Origin of the sequence: Amycolatopsis sp. NPDC001319, assembly GCF_042896185.1 — a bacterium.
GTDB lineage: Bacteria > Actinomycetota > Actinomycetes > Mycobacteriales > Pseudonocardiaceae > Amycolatopsis.
The window spans coordinates 1-19,816 of sequence record NZ_JBIAWY010000014.1 but is presented as its reverse complement, the minus strand read 5'-3'; the positions used below and the strand labels follow the sequence as shown (position 1 = coordinate 19,816).

Annotated in this window: 21 protein-coding genes and 1 pseudogene; 14 read left to right on the top strand and 8 right to left on the bottom strand. The window is 70.3% G+C overall.

Features of this window, described 5'->3' with window-relative positions:
• Nucleotides 1-232: 232 nt before the first annotated feature.
• The 3 genes from ACFY1H_RS39475 to ACFY1H_RS39465 form a co-directional block, all read right to left on the bottom strand.
• Nucleotides 233-1,552: a DUF4474 domain-containing protein gene (locus ACFY1H_RS39475; RefSeq protein WP_386955227.1), complete on the bottom strand. Its 1,320-nt coding sequence runs from the start codon at nt 1,550-1,552 to the stop codon at nt 233-235.
• A complete protein-coding gene (locus tag ACFY1H_RS39470; protein ID WP_366581716.1) occupies nt 1,549-1,857 on the bottom strand; it encodes a hypothetical protein in 309 nt (102 codons plus the stop codon). The genes ACFY1H_RS39475 and ACFY1H_RS39470 overlap by 4 nt, the downstream gene beginning before the upstream one ends.
• A gap of 302 nt (nt 1,858-2,159) precedes the next feature.
• On the bottom strand, nt 2,160-2,969 hold the full coding sequence (locus tag ACFY1H_RS39465) for an Lrp/AsnC family transcriptional regulator (protein WP_386955224.1): 810 nt from the start codon (nt 2,967-2,969) through the stop codon (nt 2,160-2,162).
• Between the two features lie 184 nt (nt 2,970-3,153).
• On the opposite strand from ACFY1H_RS39465, the pseudogene ACFY1H_RS39460 reads away from it, so the two are divergent.
• Nucleotides 3,154-3,977, top strand: a pseudogene (locus ACFY1H_RS39460) (oxidoreductase).
• Between the two features lie 24 nt (nt 3,978-4,001).
• Here the strand turns inward: ACFY1H_RS39460 and ACFY1H_RS39455 are convergent.
• Entirely contained in the window at nt 4,002-4,730 is a 729-nt protein-coding gene (locus tag ACFY1H_RS39455) for a hypothetical protein (RefSeq protein ID WP_386955222.1), read from the bottom strand.
• Nucleotides 4,731-4,846: 116 nt separating this feature from the next.
• Here ACFY1H_RS39455 and ACFY1H_RS39450 point away from each other — a divergent pair, with 116 nt between their 5' ends.
• From ACFY1H_RS39450 to ACFY1H_RS39425, 6 genes are all read left to right on the top strand, one after another.
• Nucleotides 4,847-5,173 carry a 2Fe-2S iron-sulfur cluster-binding protein gene (locus tag ACFY1H_RS39450; protein WP_360606663.1) on the top strand — a complete coding sequence of 109 codons (327 nt, stop codon included), beginning with the start codon at nt 4,847-4,849 and terminating at the stop codon, nt 5,171-5,173.
• A gap of 95 nt (nt 5,174-5,268) precedes the next feature.
• On the top strand, nt 5,269-6,552 hold the full coding sequence (locus ACFY1H_RS39445) for an aromatic ring-hydroxylating dioxygenase subunit alpha (protein ID WP_366581719.1): 1,284 nt from the start codon (nt 5,269-5,271) through the stop codon (nt 6,550-6,552).
• A gap of 34 nt (nt 6,553-6,586) precedes the next feature.
• Nucleotides 6,587-7,048: a hypothetical protein gene (locus ACFY1H_RS39440; RefSeq protein ID WP_366581720.1), complete on the top strand. Its 462-nt coding sequence runs from the start codon at nt 6,587-6,589 to the stop codon at nt 7,046-7,048.
• A gap of 14 nt (nt 7,049-7,062) precedes the next feature.
• Nucleotides 7,063-7,881 carry a 3-methyl-2-oxobutanoate hydroxymethyltransferase gene (locus ACFY1H_RS39435; protein WP_366581721.1) on the top strand — a complete coding sequence of 273 codons (819 nt, stop codon included), beginning with the start codon at nt 7,063-7,065 and terminating at the stop codon, nt 7,879-7,881.
• Between the two features lie 12 nt (nt 7,882-7,893).
• The gene (locus tag ACFY1H_RS39430) at nt 7,894-8,748 is read left to right on the top strand and encodes an alpha/beta fold hydrolase (RefSeq protein WP_386955218.1); all 855 of its coding nucleotides are present in this window, start codon (nt 7,894-7,896) and stop codon (nt 8,746-8,748) included.
• The gene (locus tag ACFY1H_RS39425) at nt 8,745-9,326 is read left to right on the top strand and encodes a 2,3-bisphosphoglycerate-dependent phosphoglycerate mutase (RefSeq protein WP_386955215.1); all 582 of its coding nucleotides are present in this window, start codon (nt 8,745-8,747) and stop codon (nt 9,324-9,326) included. The genes ACFY1H_RS39430 and ACFY1H_RS39425 overlap by 4 nt, the downstream gene beginning before the upstream one ends.
• Here ACFY1H_RS39425 and ACFY1H_RS39420 read toward each other — a convergent pair.
• Nucleotides 9,307-9,747 carry an RpiB/LacA/LacB family sugar-phosphate isomerase gene (locus ACFY1H_RS39420; RefSeq protein ID WP_386955212.1) on the bottom strand — a complete coding sequence of 147 codons (441 nt, stop codon included), beginning with the start codon at nt 9,745-9,747 and terminating at the stop codon, nt 9,307-9,309. The two genes, ACFY1H_RS39425 and ACFY1H_RS39420, sit on opposite strands and share 20 nt — an antisense overlap.
• Nucleotides 9,748-9,750: 3 nt before the next feature.
• Entirely contained in the window at nt 9,751-10,692 is a 942-nt protein-coding gene (locus tag ACFY1H_RS39415) for an ABC transporter substrate-binding protein (RefSeq protein ID WP_386955210.1), read from the bottom strand.
• A 122-nt stretch (nt 10,693-10,814) separates the two neighbouring features.
• Between ACFY1H_RS39415 and ACFY1H_RS39410 the strand changes: the two genes are divergently transcribed.
• The 4 genes from ACFY1H_RS39410 to ACFY1H_RS39395 are packed head-to-tail and all read left to right on the top strand — an operon-like array spanning nt 10,815 to nt 14,653.
• Nucleotides 10,815-11,960: a zinc-binding dehydrogenase gene (locus ACFY1H_RS39410; protein WP_386955207.1), complete on the top strand. Its 1,146-nt coding sequence runs from the start codon at nt 10,815-10,817 to the stop codon at nt 11,958-11,960.
• Nucleotides 11,957-12,667 (top strand): 4-carboxy-4-hydroxy-2-oxoadipate aldolase/oxaloacetate decarboxylase, encoded by a 711-nt coding sequence (locus ACFY1H_RS39405; RefSeq protein WP_366581727.1) that lies wholly within the window; start codon nt 11,957-11,959, stop codon nt 12,665-12,667. The genes ACFY1H_RS39410 and ACFY1H_RS39405 overlap by 4 nt, the downstream gene beginning before the upstream one ends.
• Nucleotides 12,664-13,662 (top strand): amidohydrolase family protein, encoded by a 999-nt coding sequence (locus ACFY1H_RS39400; protein WP_386955204.1) that lies wholly within the window; start codon nt 12,664-12,666, stop codon nt 13,660-13,662. Before ACFY1H_RS39405 ends, ACFY1H_RS39400 begins: the two co-directional genes overlap by 4 nt.
• A 4-nt stretch (nt 13,663-13,666) precedes the next feature.
• Nucleotides 13,667-14,653, top strand: a complete 987-nt coding sequence (locus ACFY1H_RS39395; RefSeq protein WP_366581729.1) for an ABC transporter substrate-binding protein — start codon at nt 13,667-13,669, stop codon at nt 14,651-14,653.
• 2 nt (nt 14,654-14,655) lie between these two features.
• On the opposite strand, the gene ACFY1H_RS39390 is transcribed toward ACFY1H_RS39395, so the two are convergent.
• Both ACFY1H_RS39390 and ACFY1H_RS39385 read right to left on the bottom strand, forming a co-directional pair.
• Entirely contained in the window at nt 14,656-15,900 is a 1,245-nt protein-coding gene (locus tag ACFY1H_RS39390) for an NAD(P)/FAD-dependent oxidoreductase (protein ID WP_386955201.1), read from the bottom strand.
• A gap of 119 nt (nt 15,901-16,019) precedes the next feature.
• Complete coding sequence (locus ACFY1H_RS39385; protein ID WP_366581731.1) at nt 16,020-16,754, bottom strand: FadR/GntR family transcriptional regulator; 735 nt, start codon at nt 16,752-16,754, stop codon at nt 16,020-16,022.
• A 178-nt stretch (nt 16,755-16,932) separates the two neighbouring features.
• On the opposite strand from ACFY1H_RS39385, the gene ACFY1H_RS39380 reads away from it, so the two are divergent.
• Genes ACFY1H_RS39380 through ACFY1H_RS39370 form a run of 3 tightly spaced genes read left to right on the top strand, consistent with a single transcriptional unit; the run spans nt 16,933 to nt 19,675 of the window.
• Nucleotides 16,933-17,805, top strand: coding sequence for an ABC transporter ATP-binding protein (locus ACFY1H_RS39380; RefSeq protein ID WP_366581732.1), 873 nt, complete (start codon nt 16,933-16,935; stop codon nt 17,803-17,805).
• Complete coding sequence (locus ACFY1H_RS39375) at nt 17,802-18,656, top strand: ABC transporter permease (protein WP_366581733.1); 855 nt, start codon at nt 17,802-17,804, stop codon at nt 18,654-18,656. The genes ACFY1H_RS39380 and ACFY1H_RS39375 overlap by 4 nt, the downstream gene beginning before the upstream one ends.
• Before the next feature lie 38 nt (nt 18,657-18,694).
• A complete protein-coding gene (locus ACFY1H_RS39370; protein WP_366581734.1) occupies nt 18,695-19,675 on the top strand; it encodes an ABC transporter substrate-binding protein in 981 nt (326 codons plus the stop codon).
• Nucleotides 19,676-19,816 lie beyond the last annotated feature (141 nt).

The following is a 19,816-nucleotide window of genomic DNA, read 5'->3' as shown; positions in this document are numbered from 1 at the left end:
GCGTGCCCGAGCCAGGAATGCCGCGGTCGCCGTGTTGCGCGAAGGGCTGGAAGAGGTCGACGAGCGGCACGGCCGGGGCGTCGCCGACGAGGTCGCCGGGCTGATCGATGTAGCCGAGGTGTTCGCCGGCCTCGCCGACCGCGAGGTCCCGGCACGCGGCCGCCGCGGGGCTCGCGAAGACGACGACGAGCCGTGGGAGTTCAAGCCGCTGACCTCGTTGGGACGCCCCGGGTCACTTCTTCCAGTCGTAGCTGAGCACGGGCGGGTGGTCGGACACCTTGGTGACGGTGAGGTTCTCCTCGGGGTGCGCGGCCGCGTACCGCGTCATCTCGTTGTAGATCCGGTCGCGCAGGTCGGTGTCGCGCACCTCGATCGTGGCTCGCTGGCACAGCTGTTCGGGGTGCACGCCGGGCTCCGAGCGGATCGCCAGGTTCCAGAAGTGCCGCTTGTCGGTGCCGTCGGCGCCCTCGCCGTCGTTGGTGAAGTAGACCTTGCCGCTTTTCTTGTCGTAGATCTGCTGGGTCACCTTGATCTGGTCGTCGCCCTGGGCGGCGGAGAAGTAGCCGGACGGGTCCTGCGACCCCGCCTCACGCGTGTAGAACCCGACTTCGCCGCCGAACGCACCGCCGAACCCGTAGCTGCCCTTCCACAGTTCCAGCCGGTACTGCTTCCCGGTCTTGGGGTCGGTGAACTCCATGTTGTCGCCCTGGGCGCTGGTGCGGTCGAGGTCCGCGCCGATGAGCTTCTCCATCTTGTCGTAGATGTCGTGCCAGCCGAGGTAGCTCTGCACGGAGTGCTCGCCGGTGGTGTAGAAGTCGCCGCCCTCGACGTACTTGAAGCCGAAGTAGTCGTAGATCTTCTGCGCGACCTCGGGGTCGCGCATGATCGTGTCCCAATCTCCCTTGAGCAGCGCCAGATCGGGCTTCGGGTTCTTCGCCACGAGCGCGGCGAGGCCGGGGATCTCGCGCAGGATGATCGCGGCGATCTCGGCCGGGTTCCGCTTCTCGGAGCCGGCGAGCTCCCACACCTGGCCGGTTCTGTTGCGGAGCTTGAAACCCTCGGCGAGCAGGACCGCGTCGTAGGTGGTGACCGCCCGCTGCAGATCGGCGAGCAGGACGAGGGCCTCGGCCTTGACGATCTTGTCCTGCGCCCACGCGAACACGATGTTGCCCTTGCCGTGGGAGAGGTCGTTCCACACGTTGTCGAGCTTCGCCTGCAACTTCTCGGCGTCCTCGCGTTTGCTCCTGGCGTCGGACTGCGCCTTCGCCAGCGCGTCGCGCACGACTTCGAACGACTTCGCCGACTCCTCGAGGTCCTCGGCCTGGTCCTCGCGATTCTTCTTGAAGGCGTCCAGCGAGGAAAGGGCCGACTCGCCGGCCCCGCCGTGCCAGCTCTCGCTCAGCTGGGTGCGGACGCTTTCCAGCAGTGCCTGGGCGTCCTTGACCGATTCCTTGGTGGCCCGGCACGCGCGGGCCCGATCGTCCAGCTCGGTGGTGCTGCCCGTTTCCACTTTGCCGGCGAGCTCACGGATCTTGTCGAACACCGCCGTCACCGGTCGATCCGTTCGAAACCGCTGTCGAGTGCCTTCAGGAAGACGCCGCGTGCTTCGGTGTCGCTGCTGTCGTAACTCTTCGCGGCGTTGCCGATGGTCTCGACCAGGCTCTCGACCTGCTGGCGCGCCGCGTCCAGATCTTCCTGCCGGGTCAGCAGCCAGACCTCGTAGTCGCCCGCGAAGCCGCCGGCCCGATCGGTGCCGCCCACGTTCGGCGACCCCGGCGCGGACAGCGACGGTGGCGTGCCCTGGCCGAGCTTGGCCGCGGCGTTGCTGATGTTCTCGACATCGACCTCGAACCCCACAGAGCTTCCTTCCGCGCCGTCCCGCTCGCCAGGCGGAGGCCACCGGCGAGGCCGAGTGACATTCCGTGCCGGTAATGTAACACTCGTCCGGTCTGAGACGCCGGGATTCCGCTCCCGGTTCCCTTGCGGGTCAAGCGGTTCGGCTCACCCGACCACCAGGCGCCCCTCGTGGACCCGCGTACTCGACTGCTTGAGCCGGCGCAGCACCGGCACCACCTCGACCTGCCGCACGGCGGGCAGCACGCCGACCTTGGTCGTCACGAACGTGTAGAGCGCCTCGACATCGCGGCACGTGACGGTGATCAGCAGGTGGCCGCGCCCGTGACAGCGGCGGAGAACGTCGTTTCCGGGTACAGCGACAACGCGCGTCCGGTGGCGTCGAGGTCGCCGGGGGTGACGGTGAGCCACAGGTAGGCCGTGGCGTGGAAACCGAACAGCGGCGGGGCGAGGTCGACCGCGACGTGCAGCGCGCCGGACGCCAGCAGCTCCGCCAGCCTCGCCGACACCCGGGACTGTGGCCGGCCGGTCGCCCGGGCCAGCGCGACGACCCCGGCGCGGCCGTCGCGGGCGAGCTCGGCCAGCAGCGGCGCGTCCTCCTCGCGGATCGGCGTGCCCGGCCGGTCGGTCGCGGGCGGGTCGAGCTGCGCGAGCTGATCAGGGGTGAGCGGATCGTCGTAGGCGAGCCATTTGGCGTCGCTGCCGACGTACATGTGCATCACCGCGAAGGCGACGAAGCTCAGCACCTGGCTGCCGCGCGGCAGCCGGGCCAGCACCGACCCCCGCGCGGCCCCCGGATCGCTGAACGCGACGCACACGATCTCGGAGCCGCCGGAGGTGACGCTGACCCACGACACGTCGTCGCGGGCCGCGATCGCCTCGGCCAGCGCGTCGGCGGCGTCGGGCCGGCACTGCACGCGGACGAACCAGCGCTGCTGCCCGGTCGCGCGCGGGGTCGGCGTCGCCCGGATCCGCAGCGCGCCGCCGGCGTGCAACGCCCGGTAGCGCCGGGCGACCGTCTGCTCGGACACCCCCAGCACCTGGGCGACCCGGCGGAACGGCGCCCGTCCGTCGCGCTGCAGGCAGTGCACGATCCGGCGATCGATCTGCTCCATGGTGGAAGTTTACTGCCGCTCGTGCGCCGGTTTTGGCGGTTCACCTCGCGATTCCGGCTGTGGCCTGAGTGATGGTGGTCGGGCTCGCGAAGCTGGTCCTGTCCCCGAACACCCGACCGGAACGGACACCTCCGTGAACCCGAGCACCACCCTCGCCCTGGCCGAGGACCTCCACCCGACCCGCATGGGCTTCGGCGCGATCCGGCTGGCCGGCCCCGTGGCCTGGGGCCCGGCCCGCGACCGTGACGCCGCCATGGCCGTCCTGCACGAGGTCGTCGCCCTCGGCCTCACCCACATCGACACCAGCGACTACTACGGCCCGCACACGGTCAACCGGCTCATCCGCGACACCCTGCACCCCTACCCGGCCGGCCTGCACCTCGTCACCAAGGTCGGCGCCCGCCGCGGTCCCGACAAGTCCTGGCCCGCGGCGCTTTCCCGCGACGAGCTCATCTCCGCCGTCCACGACAACCTCGACCACCTCGACCTGCCCGCCCTGGACCTCGTCTACCTGCGCATGACCGACCCGGCGGCCGACCTCCGCGAGCCGTTCACCGTGCTGGCCGAGCTGCGGCAGGAAGGCCTGATCAAGCACCTCGGCGTCAGCAACGTCAGCCTCGAACAGGTGGCAGCGGCGCGCACCGTCGCCCCCGTCCGCGCGGTGCAGAACTTCTACAACCTCGCCGTCCGCAACGACGACCCCCTGGTCGACCTCTGCGCGGCCGACGGGATCGCGTTCGTCCCCTTCTTCCCCTCGGCGGCTTCCGGCCCCTGCAGTCGGCCGCACTGCAGGAGGTCGCCGACGACCTCGGCCACCCGCCCCTGCGGATCGCGCTCGCGTGGCTCCTGCACCGCTCATCCACGACCCTGCTGATCCCCGGCACGTCGTCGATCGAGCACCTGCGCCAGAACGCCGCCGCCGCACACCTCACCCTGCCCGCCGAGGCACTGTCCAAACTGGACACGGTCGGCAGCGAGGGCGCCACCGCTCCCTGGGACCGCCGGTGACCCGCGGCCGGCCGGGGACGGGGGTCAGTGCAACTTGGCCCACGCTTCGTCGATCATCGCCGCGCACACAGCCGGATCGCTGTGTTCCCTGGTGTCGTCGCCCAGCGGTTTGAGCTGGACGGTCAGGCCGGGATCCGTTCGCTGGCACAGGAGGACCGACGTCTTGTCCGGCGTCGGCTCCTCGAACGGCGCCAGGTCGTTGTGAAGGACGCAGGACACGTCGCCGACCTGGCGGAGTTCGTTGGTGGGCCCGGCGAGGCCGTTGTCCTTTTGCTCGTACGGGATCGCGAGCCCGGGGGCGTGTGTGCGGACGGCGGTGATCTGGAACGAGTGCGCGAAGTCCACCGCGGTATAGGTCTGCACCAGCGCCGGCGCACCGTACGCGGCCGCGACGCGGTTGGTGTTCTCGCGGTCCGAGGTGGCGTTGCGCTGGGCGAACTGGCGGTGGGCGAGGTCGTCCTTGACCTTGACGGGCTGCACGTCGGCCTTGTCGACGCCGCCCAGTGTGGCGGGCGCCTGGAGCGGCAGTCCACTCGCGACTCCGGTGTCGTGGGTGGTCAGCAGCCACGGGACGCCGACGCCGGCCGCGCCGACGACGAGGCCGATCGCGGCGGCGATCACCGGGGAAACCGAGCGGCGTGGGGGTGCCGGCGTCTCCACGAGCACCGGCAGGTCCTGGGTTACGGGCGAGTCCTTCGAGGCGAGGGCGATGTCGATCAGGGGATCGGCGGGCGTCTGCCGTTCGTTACCCACGCTTTGCCTCGTCTTGCCGGCGGCCTGGCAGAAGGCCACCAGGCTCTTGGTGTCTTGCGTACCCGAACCGAACCGGTATATTGGTAAGTCCATTAGTCAGCGGCTAGGAGTGGGACATGCCGAAGGTCGTGTACGTCGACGACGCCGGCGAGGAGCGGGCGGTCGACGCCTCCGTGGGGGAGAGCGTCATGAGCGCGGCCGTGCGCGCGGGGGTGCCGGGGATCATCGGCGAGTGCGGGGGCTGCCTGTCGTGCGGCACCTGTCACGTGTGGGTGCGGGAGGAGTACCTGGATCACGTCGGCGAAGTCGGTGACATGGAGGACGACCTCCTGGATCTCGCGGTCGGCGACCGGCGGGCCGGGAGCCGCCTGTCGTGTCAGATCGAGGTGACGCCGCAGCTCGACGGGCTCACCGTGGACGTGCCGGGGGAGCAGGTCGTCTGACCTCGGCACGGGGAACTCGTCATTGCCAGTGGTTCAATGGTCTGATATTCAATCCTATAACGGCTTCGCGATCGCCGGCGTGAAAGGACTTCAGCGTGCTCCGAACAGAGATCAACGAACTGCTGACGCAAACCGGGCCGGGCACCAAGATGGGCGCTCTGTTCCGGCGCTTCTGGCAGCCCGTTCTGCTGGCCGAGGAGCTGCCCGCCGACGACTGCCCGCCGGTGCGGGTCAAGATCCTTTCGGAGCGGCTGATCGCCTTCCGCGACTCGGAGGGCCGCTACGGCCTGATGGACGAGTTCTGCGCGCACCGCGGCGTCTCGCTCTGGTTCGGCCGCAACGAGGACGGCGGCCTGCGCTGCCCTTACCACGGCTGGAAGTACGACTACACCGGCCAGGCGATCGAGGTCCCGAGCGAGCCGGAGACCAGCAACTTCTGCGCCAACGTCAAGCTCAAGTCCTATCCGATGATCAAGCGCGGCGACGTGCTGTGGGCCTACTTCGGCGACCCCGAGGCGCAGCCGCCGCTGCCGGAGTGGGAGTTCGTGACGGTCCCGGAGGGGCAGGCGTTCACGTCGAAGCGCTTCCAGGAGTGCAACTGGCTGCAGGCGCTCGAAGGCGGCATCGACTCCAGTCACGTGACCTTCCTGCACTCGGGCAGCCTCGACAGCGACCCGCTGTTCAAGGGCTCGAAGGGCAACGCCTACAACCGCGCGGACCTGAAGCCGTTCTTCGAGGTCGTCGACTACGAGGGCGGTCTGCTCATCGGTGCCCGCCGCAGCGCGGAGGAGGGGCACTACTACTGGCGGGTGACGCCGTGGGTGCTGCCGAACTTCACCATGGTCCCGCCGCGCGCCGACCACCCGATGCACGGCCACTTCTGGGTGCCGATCGACGACGAGAACTGCTGGGCCTGGAGCTTCGACTACCACCCGACCCGCCAGCTCGACGGCGAAGAGGTCGCGGCCATGCGGGCCGGCCTGGGCGTGCACAGCGCGAACGACGAGAACTACCGGCCGCTCGCGAACAAGGACAACGACTACCTCATGGACCGCGACGCACAGCGGCGCGGCGAGACCTACTCCGGCATCAAGGGCATCGCGCTGCAGGACTCGTCGCTGCAGGAGTCGATGGGGCCGATCGTCGACCGCACCAAGGAACGTCTCGTCGCCACCGACGCGGGCATCATCAAGGCCCGCCAGAAGCTGCGCAAGGCCGCGCTCGCGCTGGCCGAGGACGGCGTCGAGCCCGCGGGCAACCGGCCCCGGGACCAGAAGGTGCGCTCGGTCGCGGTCGTGCTGCCCGCCGACCAGTCCTTTGTGGACGGCATCGGCGAGGCGATGGTCGCCAAGCCGGGCGTGCCGCAGACCACGGTCTGAGACGGCGGGGAACGCAGTGTCGCAACGAGGTTTGGTGAGCAGTTGTGCCCGCGCGGCGACCGCCGAGGAGGCGGCTTTCCGGATCGACTACCCGTTGTCCGCCGCCCGCAACACGCGGGTGGTGGCGCTCGACGACGCGGCGAAAGGCATCGTCGCGCGAACCGCCGCCGAGCAGTGGGCGCAGGCGCGGTTCTACTCCGTTTCCGGTGCCGGCGACGAGCTGGTCACCATGGCCGGCGACCGGGTGGCGCTGACCGACGAGCTCAAGGACAGCAACACCGTCGTGCTGGTGTCGACCACCGGCGAGAACGCGGAGGCGGCGGCCATCATCGGCGCGGCCTGCACGGTGCGGGGGATCATGACGGCCGGCCTGGTCGTGACCTCCGACGGGTTCGCGAACGACGCGCTGTTCTCGCTGCGTCCGCACGCCCGGATCCTCTTGGTGCCCGCCGAGGAGGACGACCTGTTCGAACTGCTGAAAGCGACGCGCGCATGAACTCCGGGAACGAAGTGAAAGTCACCATCCCGGCTCTGCAGGCGATGAAGGCGCGCGGCGAGAAGAGCGTCTGCATCGTCGCCTGGGACTACCAGATGGCGCGCATCGCCGACCGGGTCGGCGTGGACATTGTCTCGGTCGGCGACACCGTCGGGGTCAACCTGTGGGGGCAGCCGCACCCGCTCGAGATCACGTTCGACGAGGTCCTCGTCGTCGCGAAGGCGGTGCGGCGGGGAGTCCGGCGGGCACTGCTCAGCTGCGACTTCCCGTTCGGCCCGCTGCAGCAGGGCGCAGCCAGTGCCGTCGACGCGGCGATCCGGCTGGTCAAGGAGGCGGGCGTCGACCTGGTGAAGCTCGACGGCGCCGCCGACTTCCCGGACGCGGTCGAGGCCGTCACCCGGGCGGGCATCCCGGTCTTCGCGCAGTTCGGGATCACGCCGCAGACCGCCCTGAAGTACGGCATCGAGTACTCGGCGGCCAGCATCGCGCAGGTGCCCGACGAGATGCTCGACGAGCTGGTGGCGGAGGCCAAGCGCCTCGAATCGGCCGGAGCCGTCGCGCTCAACTTCACCAACTCCGGCCCGGTGGTGGGGCCGGCGGTGGTGGACGCGGTGTCGATCCCCGTGCTCGGCGGGTTCGGCGGCGGTCCGTGGCTCGACGGGCGCATCCGCATGGCGACCGCGGCCATCGGCTACACCGCGGCCAATGTGGACAAAGAGCCCGACACCTACGCGAACGTCGCGCGGATCGTGTTCGACGCCCTGTCCGACTGCGCCGCGGACATCCGCGGCGGCAGGCAGATCCGCGGTGGCATCAAGGTGCCTCAGAGCTGAGGAGAAGTTCGCATGCCCGTGGTCGTGCTGGACGGGATCGCCACGCGTTACGAGACCGTCGGTGCGGGCCCGCCGCTGCTGATGTTCAGCCCGGGCGGCTTCGATTCCACTTTGGACAACTGGACCGGTTTCGGGCGCTACCGCGACCTCGGTTTCCTCGACGCGTTCGCCGCCGGCTACACCTGTGTGGTCTACGACCGGCGCGAGTCGGGACAGTCGGGTGGCCGGGTCGAGCGGCTGGACTGGCCGGTGTACACGCGCCAAGCGCTCGGGCTCCTCGACCACCTCGGCATCGACGCGGCGCACACGATGGGCGGCTGCGTCGGTTGCTCGACCGCGGCGGCGCTCGCCGTCGCGGCACCGGAGCGGGTGCGCAGCATGGTGCTGTTCTCGCCGGCCGGCGGGCCCCGGTACCGGATGGCGCAGCACCGCCGGTTCGTGCGCCACCTCGCCTTCGTCGCCGAGCACGGGCTTCCCGCCGTCGTCGACCTGGCCCGGTCGACGAACGCCGGCTTCAGCAAGGACCCGCGCGTGGGTCCGTGGGCCGCGCCGCTGCGCAGCGACGAGACCTTCGCCGAGGCGTACGCGGCTTTCGACCCGGCTCGCTACGACCTGCTCGTGACCGCCTCGGTGCGGGGCCTCTTCGACCGCGACACCGTCCCCGGCGTCGAGCCCGAGGACCTGATGACCTGCGACGTGCCCGCGCTGATCGTGCCGGGACAGGACAGCTCGCACGCCCCTTCCGCCGCGCGTTACCTCCAGGAATGCCTGCCGGTGCACGAGTACTGGGACGTTCCGGTCGCCGAGCAGACGGCCGAGACCGCGCCGGCCCGCGTCCTCGAGTTCCTGCGCGGGCACGACCGGTGACTCGGCTCGTCCTGCTTCGCCACGGTGAGAGCACCGCCAACGCCGGGGACCTGTTCGCCGGGCACCTCGACGTCCCGCTGACGCCGGCCGGTGTCCGCGAAGCGGGCGCCGCGGCGGAAGCATTGGCCGGCTGGTATCCGGCCGTCGTGCACTGCTCGCCGTTGGCCCGTGCCGCCGACACCGCGGCGATCATCAGGAACGTGCTCGCGCCGACCGTCGCGGCCGTGTACCACCCGGCGCTCGTCGAGCGGCATTACGGTGCGCTGCAAGGACTTCGGCGGGCCGACGCGCGGGCGCGGTTCGGCGCCGAGGCGGTGGAGCACTGGCGGCGGTCGCCGGACGGCGTGCCACCCGGCGGCGAGAGCCTTCAGATGCTGCACGAGCGGCTGCGGCCGTATTGGCACGAGGTGCTGCTGCCGCTGCTGGAATCGGGCCGTCCGGTGCTCGTGGTCGCGCACGGCAACTCGCTGCGCATGCTGCTGGCCCACGTGAGCGGCCTGGACGTGGGGGAGGCGATCGGCGCCGAGGTGCCGACCGCCGTCCCGCTCCGGCCGGAGGTCAGGCTTCCAGCGCGGTGATCTGGTCGATGCGGTCCTGGTGCCGGCCGCCCTTGAACGGAGTCGCCAGCCACAGCGCGAGCAGCCGTTCCGCTTCGTCGTCCGTGATGACCTTCGTGCCGATCACGAGCACGTTGGCGTTGTTGTTGCCGCGCGAGATCTCCACCATGAACGTGCTGTGCCCGAGCCCCGCGCGCACGCCGCGGATCTTGTTGCAGGCGATGACCTCGCCCTGGCCGCTGCCGCCGAGCACAATGCCGGCGTCCGCCCGCCCGTCGGCGACGCGGCGGCTCACGTCGGCGCACAACGGCGGGTAGTCGACGACGTCCGTTTCGCCGTGCGAGCCGCGGTCGGTCACCTCGTGCCCGTGGGCGGTGAGCCAGGCGGTGAGGCGCTGCTTGAGGTTGACGCCGTGGTGGTCGGCGGCGATCGCGATGCGCACGGCTCAGCCCACCAGTTCGCGGGTCGCGGGGGCGAACATCGAGTCGACGTCCACCGGTTTCGCCAGGATGTGTTGCGCCGCCGCCTGTTCGGCGAGGAGCTCGAGGATCGCGCGGTTGGGTTCGATGCCGTAGGGGAGGGGGTCGGCGGTGCCGGTCTCGGCCATGACCCGGGCGTACATCCGGTCGTCGGCGGTTTCGGCGACCCCGGCCCGCAGCCGCTCGACGTAGCGGCGCTTGGATTCCGCGAACGCGTCGAACACGGCCTTCGCCACGCCCGGGTGGGCGTCGAGGACCTCGTCCTTGACGACGACGAGGTGGTTGATCGGGTAGAAACCGCGTTCGCGCAGCGCGGCGAACCCCGCCTCGGCCGGTTCGGCGATGAGGGGCACGACCTCGGGCGAGTCCACTTTGGTGTTGACGACCGCGTCCAGTTCGCCCGCCAGCAACAGATCGGCCAGGCTTTTCCCGGCGGCGGCCGGTTCGACGTTCTCGGGCAATTGGTAGGACTCCACGTGCTCGTCGCCGCTGAGGACCCACGTGACCGAGTCGAGGTCGAGGCCGTGTTCGAGCGCCATGATCGCGCGCGCCCAGACGCCGGTGGTCACCGTGTAGCCACGGTTCACGCCGACCCGCTTCCCCGCGAGCCGGCCCGGCTCGGTGATGCCGGAGTCCTTCCGCACGAGGATCGCGCCGTGGTGGAAGCCGCGGACCAGGAAGACCGGCAGCGCGGTGAAGCGCACGCCGTGCTCGCGGGCGGTGAGGTAGGTCGTCAGCGCCATCTCGCAGACGTCGTAGGCGAGCTCGCGGACCATCCGCCGGAACCCGGCGACGAGAACCGGTTCTTCCTTGAACGCCAACGGAAATCCGGCCGGGACGACTTCGCCGGACGTCAGCGCGCGGTTGTTGCCCTGGGTGCGGGTCACGGTCAGCAGGTGCTCGGCCATCGGTCCTCGCCTCGTCGTCGTGGAGTTACGCGTCGTGCAGTCACTTGTCGCGGAGTTACCCGGTGAGAGTGCTGCTGCCGATGGTATATTGGGCTGTCCATTCTGCCAAAGAGGGAGATCCGATGGTCCAGACTGTGCAGGCGGCCGTCCGCGTCGCGCCGGGCACGACCGAGATGCAGGAGTTCGAACTTCCGGCGATCGACGACGACTCCGCTCTGCTGCAGGTGGAGGTCGCGGGGATCTGCGGGACGGACGTGAAGATGTACGCCGACCCGCCCGCCGTGATCCGGGGCCGGGTGATCATGGGTCACGAGAACGTCGGCGTCATCGCGCAGGCCGGGCCGCGGTTCAAGCGCCGCCACGGACTCGAAGAGGGCGACCGGGTGTTCGTCGAGCACTACGTCGGCTGCTTCAACTGCGAGTGGTGCCGGCTCGGGGAGTACCGGCACTGCGAGGCGACGGACTGGCGGACCAACCCCGACGGCCGGCGCTTCGGCTACACCTCCGCGGAAAACCCGGGCACGCTGTGGGGCGGGTTCAGCGAATACATGTACCTGCCGTGGAACTCGGTGCTGCACAAGGTCCCCGACACGGTCACGCCCGAGCTCGCCGGCATGGTCATGCCGCTGTCCAACGGCATCGAGTGGGCGCTGCTCACCGCCGGCGTCGGGTACGCCGACACCGTGCTGATCCAGGGCCCGGGCCAGCAGGGCCTCTCTCAGCTGGTCGCCGCCAAGACCGCGGGTGCCGCCAAGATCCTGGTCTCCGGCACCACCCGCGACAAGCACCGCTTCGACCTGGCCAAGGAACTCGGCGCCGACGAGGTCATCGACGTGCTCACCGAGGACCCCCGCGAGAAGGTCATGGACCTCACCGGCGGCCGCGGCGTCGACATCGTGCTCGACTGCACCTCGCGGGCCGGCACCGCGCCGGTCCTGCTCGGCGTCGACGTCCTCAAGCGCCGCGAAGGCACGCTCCTCATCCAGGGCGAGCTGGCGGCGTTCCCGGACTTCCCGGTCAAGAAGGTCACCGAGAAGGCGATCACGATCAAGTCCGCGCGCGGGCACTCGTTCCGCGCCTGCGAGCTCGCCGTGGACCAGCTCGCCTCGCGCCGGTTCCCGCTGGAGAAGCTGGCGACGCACCGCTACGGCATCGACCAGGTCGACCACGCGATCCGCGTGCTCGCCGGCGAGACCGACGAGGACGCGATCCACATCTCCCTGATGCCCTCCCTGGTCGGCCAGGCCGGCGGGGCGGTCGCGCGATGAGCGGGATCGTCGTCACCAACCCGCCCCGAACCAGCCCGGAGACGCGTGACGGCCTGGGCCGGTTCGGGGTCGCCACCCTGCACGAAGCCCAGGGCCGCACCGGGCTGATGGCCGCGGCGCTCAACCCGATCTACCCGGGCGCGCACGTGGCGGGCACGGCCGTGACGGTGAGCGTGGCGCCGGGCGACAACTGGATGATCCACGTGGCCGTGGAACAGTGCCGGCCTGGTGACGTGGTGGTGGTCGCGCCGACGTCGCCCTCGGACGCGGGCTACTTCGGCGAGCTGCTGGCGACCTCGCTCAAGGCGCGCGGGGTGCGGGGCCTGGTCATCGACGCCGGTTGCCGCGACATCGCCGAGCTGCGCGCGCTGCCGTTCCCCGTCTGGTCCCGCGCCGTTTCGGCCGAGGGCACGGTCAAGGAAACGCTCGGCTCGGTGAACACCCCCGTCGTCTGCGGTGGCCGGCTGGTCGAGCCGGGTGACGTGGTCGTCGCCGACGACGACGGCGTGGTGGTCGTGCGCCGGGCCGACGCGGACGAGGTCCTCGCCGCCGCGACGGCGCGGGAGGACAAGGAAGCACGCCTGCGGGCCCGCTACGCTGAGGGCGAGCTCGGCCTCGACGTCAACTCGATGCGCGAGCGCCTGGCGCGCAAAGGCCTGCGGTACGTGGAGCACGACGAGTACCTCAAAGAGGTGCGCGACCGGTGATCATCGACATCCACGGGCACTACACGACCGCTCCGCCGGCGTTAAAACAGTTCCGCGACGCCCAGCTGGACGGCGCGTCGGCGAAACTGGCGCCGGTGTCCGACGACGAACTGCGCGAAAGCGTCGAGGGGAACCAGCTTCGGGTCCTGCGGGAGCGCGGCGGTGACCTGATGCTGTTCTCTCCCAAGGCATCCGGCATGGAGCACCACGTCGAGGACGCCGACGTGGCGAACGCCTGGGCGCGCGCGTCCAACGATCTCGTGCACCGCGTCGCCGAGCTGTACCCCGAGCACTTCGCCCCGGTCGCGCAGCTTCCGCAGACGCCCGAGGGCAACTTCGGCGGCGTCACGGCCGAGATCCGCCGGACCGTCGAAGAACTCGGTTTCGTGGGCGTCAACCTCAATCCGGACCCGTCCGGCACCTGGGCGGGCAAGCCGATCACCGACGAGTCGTGGTTCGGCGTGTACGAGGTCCTGGCCGAGCTCGACGTACCCGCGATGGTGCACGTCTCGACGGCGTGCAACCCGAACCACCACACGCTCGGCGCGCACTACCTCAACGCCGACACCAGCGTCTTCACCCAGCTGCTCGAGGCGGAGCTCTTCGACCGGTTTCCCGGTCTGCGCCTGGTGATCCCGCACGGCGGGGGAGCGGTGCCCTACCACTGGGGCCGCTACCGGGGCCTGGCGATGCGCAACGGCTGGCCGGACCCGGCCGAACTGCTGCCGAACGTCTTCTTCGACACGTGCGTCTACCACCAGCCCGGCATCGACCTTCTGCTCGACGTCCTGCCCGCGAACAACGTGCTCTTCGCGTCCGAGATGCTCGGCGCGGTCCGCGGGGCGGACCCGGAAACCGGCATCGCCTGGGACGACACGAAACAGTACGTCGACCGCGCCGGCCTCACCGGTGAGGACCTGGCCGCGGTGTACGAGAACAACGCCCGCCGGGTCTACCCCCGGCTCGACCGGCGGCTCGCCGCCACAGGAAGGTGATCCGATGAGCCGGCTGCCCATCACGTTCGCGTGCGGCGACTACGACCGCACGCGCGCCCTCGAGGACGGGTCGATCCGGCCCGACGGCATCGACCTGACGTACCTGCGGCTCCCGGTCGAGGAGACCTTCTTCCGCATGCTGCGCCACGGCGAGTTCGACGCCTCGGAGATGTCGCTGTCGACCTACGTCGCCTCACTCGACCGCGACCCGGCGCCGTTCGTCGCGCTGCCGGTGTTCACGTCGCGGATGTTCCGCCACGGCGGCGTCTTCGTCAACACCGCGGCGGGCATCGAGAAACCGGCCGACCTTCGCGGCAAGCGCATCGGGACGCCGGAGTTCCAGCTGACCGCGAGTGTCTGGATCCGCGGCATCCTCGCCGACGCGTACGACGTGCCGCTCGACTCCGTCACCTACCTCACCGGTGGCCAGGAAACGCCGGGGCGGATCGAAAAGGGTGCCGTGTCGACCCGCTTCGACGTCCAGCCGATCCCGGCGGACCGGACGCTTTCCGAGATGCTGGCCACCGGCGAGATCGACGCGCTGCAGAGCCCGCGGATCCCGAGCTCGTTCGTCGCCGGCGACGGTCGCGTCGCCCGGCTCTTCCCCGACACCGTCGCGGCGGAGAAGGACTACTACGCGGCCACCGGGATCTTCCCGATCATGCACGTGGTCGTCCTGCGCCGCGAAGTCCACGAGCGGCACCCGTGGGTCGCGCAGTCCCTGACCAAGGCGCTCACAGCGGCCAAGAACGAGGCGTACGCCCGGATCTACGACGCCTCGGCACTGCGGTTCATGGAGCCGTGGCTCAACCAGCACCTGGAGGACGCGCGGAGCCTGCTCGGCCCCGACTACTGGTCCTACGGGCTGGACGCCAACCGGCACGTGCTCGACGTGTTCCTCCGCTACCACCACGAGCAGGGGCTCTCGGCTCGCCTGCGCACCGCGGAAGAGCTGTTCGCGCCCGGGTCGACGGAGTCCTTCGTCATCTGACCTCACGCGGCGCGCAGGAGCTCCTTCAGCGCCACCTCGGTGTCGGCCGCCACGTGCGGCGGGACGGTGCGGCCGGCCTCGAGGAGCTTGCGCACCGCCATGTAGTCGCGGGGCGCGTTCACCGCGTCGATCGCGATGAGACGTCCGCCGCGGTAGTAGAAGAGCGAGAACCGTTCACTGCCGGGGTCGCCGCGCAGCACGGTCTCGTCGTAGCCGCTGCTGACCCCCGCGATCTGGAGTTTCAGATCGGCCTGGTCGGACCAGAACCACGGGATCCCGGTGGCGGGAGCGGCGAGGCCGAGCAGGGTCGCGGCCGCCGTTTTCGCCTGCGCGATGGCGTTGGGCACGGACTCGAGGCGGAGGGTGCCGTGGTCGGGGTGCGCGACGATCGTGCAGTCGCCCGCGGCGACCACGCTGGGGGTGCTGGTGCGGGCGGACTCGTCGACGAGGATCCCGCCGGCGCACACGAGCCCGAGCTGTTCCGCGAGCTCGGTGTGGGGGACCAGGCCGATCCCGACGACCACGACGTCGGCGGGGAGGGTGCGGCCGTCGGAGAGCCCGACGCCGGTCACCCGGTCGCGGCCGAGGAGCTCGGTCACCCCGGTCGAGAGCACGACTTCGGTGCCGCGCCGGCGGTGCGCGGCGAGGTAGAAGCCCGACATCTGCGGCGCGACGGCACGCGCGAGCAACCGGTCGGCCGCTTCGACCACGGTGACGTTCCGGCCCGCGGCGGTGGCGGCCGCGGCGGCCTCGAGCCCCACGAAGCCCCCGCCGACGACCACGACGTCACGGGCCGACGCGAGGTCGTGGCGGAGCGCCATCGCGTCGTCGACGTCGCGCAGGTAGTGGACGCCGGCGAGGTCGGCGCCCGGAACGCCCAGGCGGCGCGGGGTGCCTCCGGTGGCCAGGGCGAGGCGATCGAAGTCCACGGTCCGCCCGGACCGCGTGACCGCGAAACCGCCACCGCGCTCGGGATCGGTGAGGGTGATCGCGTCGATCCACTCGCCTCGGACGAGCTCGATCCGCTGCGCCTCGTAGAAGTCCGCGCCCCGCAGCACCAGCCGCTCCTCGGGCAGTTCCCCCTTGAGGAACGCCTTGGACAGCGGGGGCCGCTGGTAGGGCAGCCGGGTTTCCCCGCCCAGCAAGGTGATCGGTCCCGGGTCGCCCAGCTTGCGCAGCGAGGCGGCCAGCTCCACGCCCGCCTGGCTCGCGCCCACCACCAGGGTGCCGTTTCCCTTCACCGCCATGCCGTCACCACCTTGACTCTGTTGACGAGAAACCGCCGTTGGCTAGTCCATTAGACCTTAGCGGAAGGCAGCGTCCAGTGCGAGAGGTGTTTCCGACGCTGGTGCGGGGTTTTCGGGTGCTACTCGACCTCGTGCGACACGCGTTGCGCGGTCCGGGCGATGTGTTCGCTCATGATCCGCTGGGCGGCGGCGAGGTCGCGCTCGCGGATGGCCTCGGCGAGCTCGCGGTGCTCGCCGGTCCCGCGTGCGCCCATGATCGGCGCCTGCTCCCGGGCCTCCCGCAGGGACATCAGGAGCGGGCCGTGGAAGCTCTGGATCAGCATCGTCAGCGCGGTGTTGTGGGCGCATTCGGCGAGGCGGATGTGGAACCGCGCGGAGATGTCCACTGTGTACCGGTCCTCGTCGACGGCGTGCTGCCCCTCCTCGACGAGCTTGAACAGCGCGTCGATGTCCTCTTCGGTCGCCCGCTCGACGATCAGGGGGAGGGCCCCGATCTCGACGATCTTGCGCGCCTCGGTCACCTCGCCCGCGGTGAGCACGGACATCGACAGGAGATCGGCCAGGCCCTCGCCGACGCGGTCCGTGCTCGGCGCGGTCAGGAAGGCGCCGCCGTGGGCGCCCACCTTGATGGTGACGAGCCCGGTGGCCTCCAGTACGCGAAGTGCCTCTCGGACGGTCACCCGGCTCACGCCGAAGCGCTGGCACAGATCGCGCTCGCTCGGCAGCCGGTCGCCGGGGGTGAGGGAACCGTCGCGGATGAGTACCTTGATCTGGTCCACGATGACCTGGGACACCCGCGAGGTGCTCACGCGGCTGAAGAGGTCGTCCTTCTCGCCGCGCCCTGTTGCAGCCATGTCTCCACCTCGTCATGGTCGATGCCGGAAATGCACCGTAGTTTAACAGTCAATGGTCTGACCTTACGGCACCAGGCCTGGTCAGGGGTGTCGGCGCTGCTCCCGCCGGTCACGACCTGGTCAGAAAACTCAGTTGGACCATTGCTTTGGACTGACAATTAGTCCTACGCTCCCCTCCATGCTGAGCCGAGACAAGCCGGCACTGTCCAGAACGGCAGGCCGTGATGCTGCGCACATCGATGTGGGAGCCACGGGCGGGATCGCACACCTCGAGGCCCGGGGTGTCGCCATCGACTACGCCAAGCCTGGGTCGAAAGAGGTGACGACGGCCGTCGAGCAGTGTGATCTGAGCTTGGAGCGGGGCGATTTCGTCTGCCTCGTCGGGCCTTCCGGCTGCGGCAAGACCACGTTGCTCAACGCGGTCGCCGGGTTCGTCGAGCTCGCCGAGGGCGATCTGGAGCTCGACGGGCGGCCGATTCCCGGTCCGGGACCCGACCGGGCGATGGTGTTCCAGCACGCGAACCTGCTGCCGTGGCGGACCGTTCAGGCGAACGTCAGCTACGGCCTCGAGCTCACGAAGAAGGTCAAGAAGCCGGCGGCCAAGCAGCGCGCCGACGAGCTGCTGGAGCTGGTCGGGCTGGCCGGCGTGGGCCAGCAGTACCCGGCGCAGCTCTCCGGCGGCATGCAGGCCAGGGTCAACCTCGCCCGCGCGCTCGCGGTCGAGCCGGAGATCCTCCTGCTCGACGAGCCGTTCGCCGCGATCGACGCGCAGACCCGCGAGGTGCTCCAGGTCGAGCTGCTGCGGGTGTGCGCCGCCCGCGACGTGACGGCTCTGTTCGTCACCCACGACATCACCGAAGCCGCGTTCCTCGCCGACCGGGTGTGCGTGTTCAGCCCGCGGCCCGGCCGCATCGTCAAGGAGATCACGGTGCCGTGGCCGCGTCCGCGTTCACACGAGATCCGGCGGACGCGGGAGTTCGCGCAGCTGCGGGACGAGATCGCCGACGTGCTCTACGGCGCCAAAGCCGGTGCCGGGGAGGGAGCCCGATGAGCGTCACGTCTTCGCCGAGGCAGACCTCGCGGGTGGCATCCCGCCCGGCCCGGAGCCCTCGCGCGGGCCGGCCGGCCCGTCGCCGGCTGCCGTCGTGGCTCAGCCAGCAGCGCTTGTTCGGCATCGGCGCCGTCGTCGTCGTGCTGGTCGCGTGGGAGATCGTCGCGCTGCTGCGGATCCAGCCGCAGCTGATCCTGCCCGGGCCGGTCGACGTGATCGACGCCTTCGGGGCGATGATCCAGGGCGGCCAGATCTGGATCGACCTGTGGACCAGCGCCCAGGAACTGCTCGCCGGCCTCGCGCTGGCGGTGGTGATCGGGCTGCCGGTGGGGCTGCTGATCGGCTGGTACAAGCGCATCGCCTGGGCGCTCAACCCCTTCGTCAACTTCCTCTACGCCACGCCGCGCATCGCCTTGACGCCCCTGCTGATCATCTGGCTCGGCATCGGCAGCTCCTCGAAGATCGCGATCGTCTTCCTCATGGCGCTGTTCCCGGTGCTCATCAACACCGCGCAGGGCGTCCAGTCGCTCGAACAGGGAACCGTGCGCGTGGCGCGCTGCTTCGGGGCGAGCGACCTCCAGCTGTTCCGCACCGTCGCCCTGCCCGGCACCGTCCCCTTCATCGCCAGCGGGATGCGGCTCGCCGTGGGCCAGGCGCTGATCGGTGTCTTCGTGGCCGAGCTCAGCGGCGCGCAGCACGGTGTCGGCATGACGATGAACACCGCCGGCCAGCAGTTCCAGACCGCCACCGTCTTCGCCGGCTTGTTCATCTTCGCCGCGGCCGGCGTGATCCTCACGGCTTTGCTGCGCCGGGTGGAGAACCACTACGCCGCGTGGCGCCTGAGCGACTGACGTTTCCCGTCCCCGCCCATTCCCAGAAGGACAGAACAATGAAGTTCAAGTCTGGCGCCTTCGGCGTCGCCCTTTCCGTGGCGCTGGCGGCCTCGACGCTGGCCGCCTGCGGTGGTTCGTCGGACGCCGGAGCCGGTGGCGTCATCACGGTCAGCTACAGCGAAGAGGTCGCCGACGAGCTGCCCCTGTGGATCGCGTCGGAAGCCGGCTACTTCAAGGAGCAAGGGCTCGACGTCAAGCTCATCAAGCTCGACAGCAACCAGGGGTACCCGGCGCTCATCGCGGGCCAGACGCAGCTCGCCTCGATGGGCGGCTCGCAGATCGTGGCCGGCACCGCGGCCGGCGGCGACGTGAAGGTGCTGGCCGCGCTCACCCCGGTGCTCCCGTACCAGATCTACGCGAACGTGCCGACCGCCGCTCAGCTGAAGGGCAAGAAGATCGGCTACACGACGAAGAGCGGGTCCCAGTACATCGGTACCTTGCAGGCGTTGAAGAAGCTGGGCATCAACCCCGGTGACGTGAACCTGGTGCCGCTGGGCTCGGTGACGAACGTCAACAACGCGCTGCTGGCCAAGACCATCGACGCCTCCGCCACGCACCCGCCGGCCAGCCTCAAGTTCGAGGACGCGGGCCTGCACATGGTGATCGACATGGCGAAGGAGAAGATCCCCAACATCAACGTGGGCATCTCCAGCACGTCCGAGTACCTCAAGGACCACCCGGACGTCGTCGGGAAGTTCATGGCGGGCCTCAAGAAGGGTTTCGACCGCGAGCGCTCCGACGAGGCGTACTCGACGAAGATCCTGGGCGCGCACCTCGGGGTCACCGACCAGCGCGCGCTCGACGCGACCTGGAAGTACTACGCGGGCGAGGTCCTCACCGACCCGCCCGTGGCGACGGTGGACCAGCTCAAGTCTTCGCAGCAATCCCTCGAAGGCTCGGTGAACGGGGTCGACAACGTCGATCTCGCGTCGCTCATCGACTCGTCCTTTGTGGACAAGGCCTTCGGGGCCAAGTAGTACGGGAAACGCGGGGGGGGGGGGGGGGGGGGGCCCCCCCCCCCCCCCCCCCCCGGGGGGGGGGGGGGCCCCGCGGGGGGGGGGGGGGGGGGGGGGGGGGGGGGGGGGGGGGGGGGGGGGGGGGGGGGGGCCCCGGGGGGG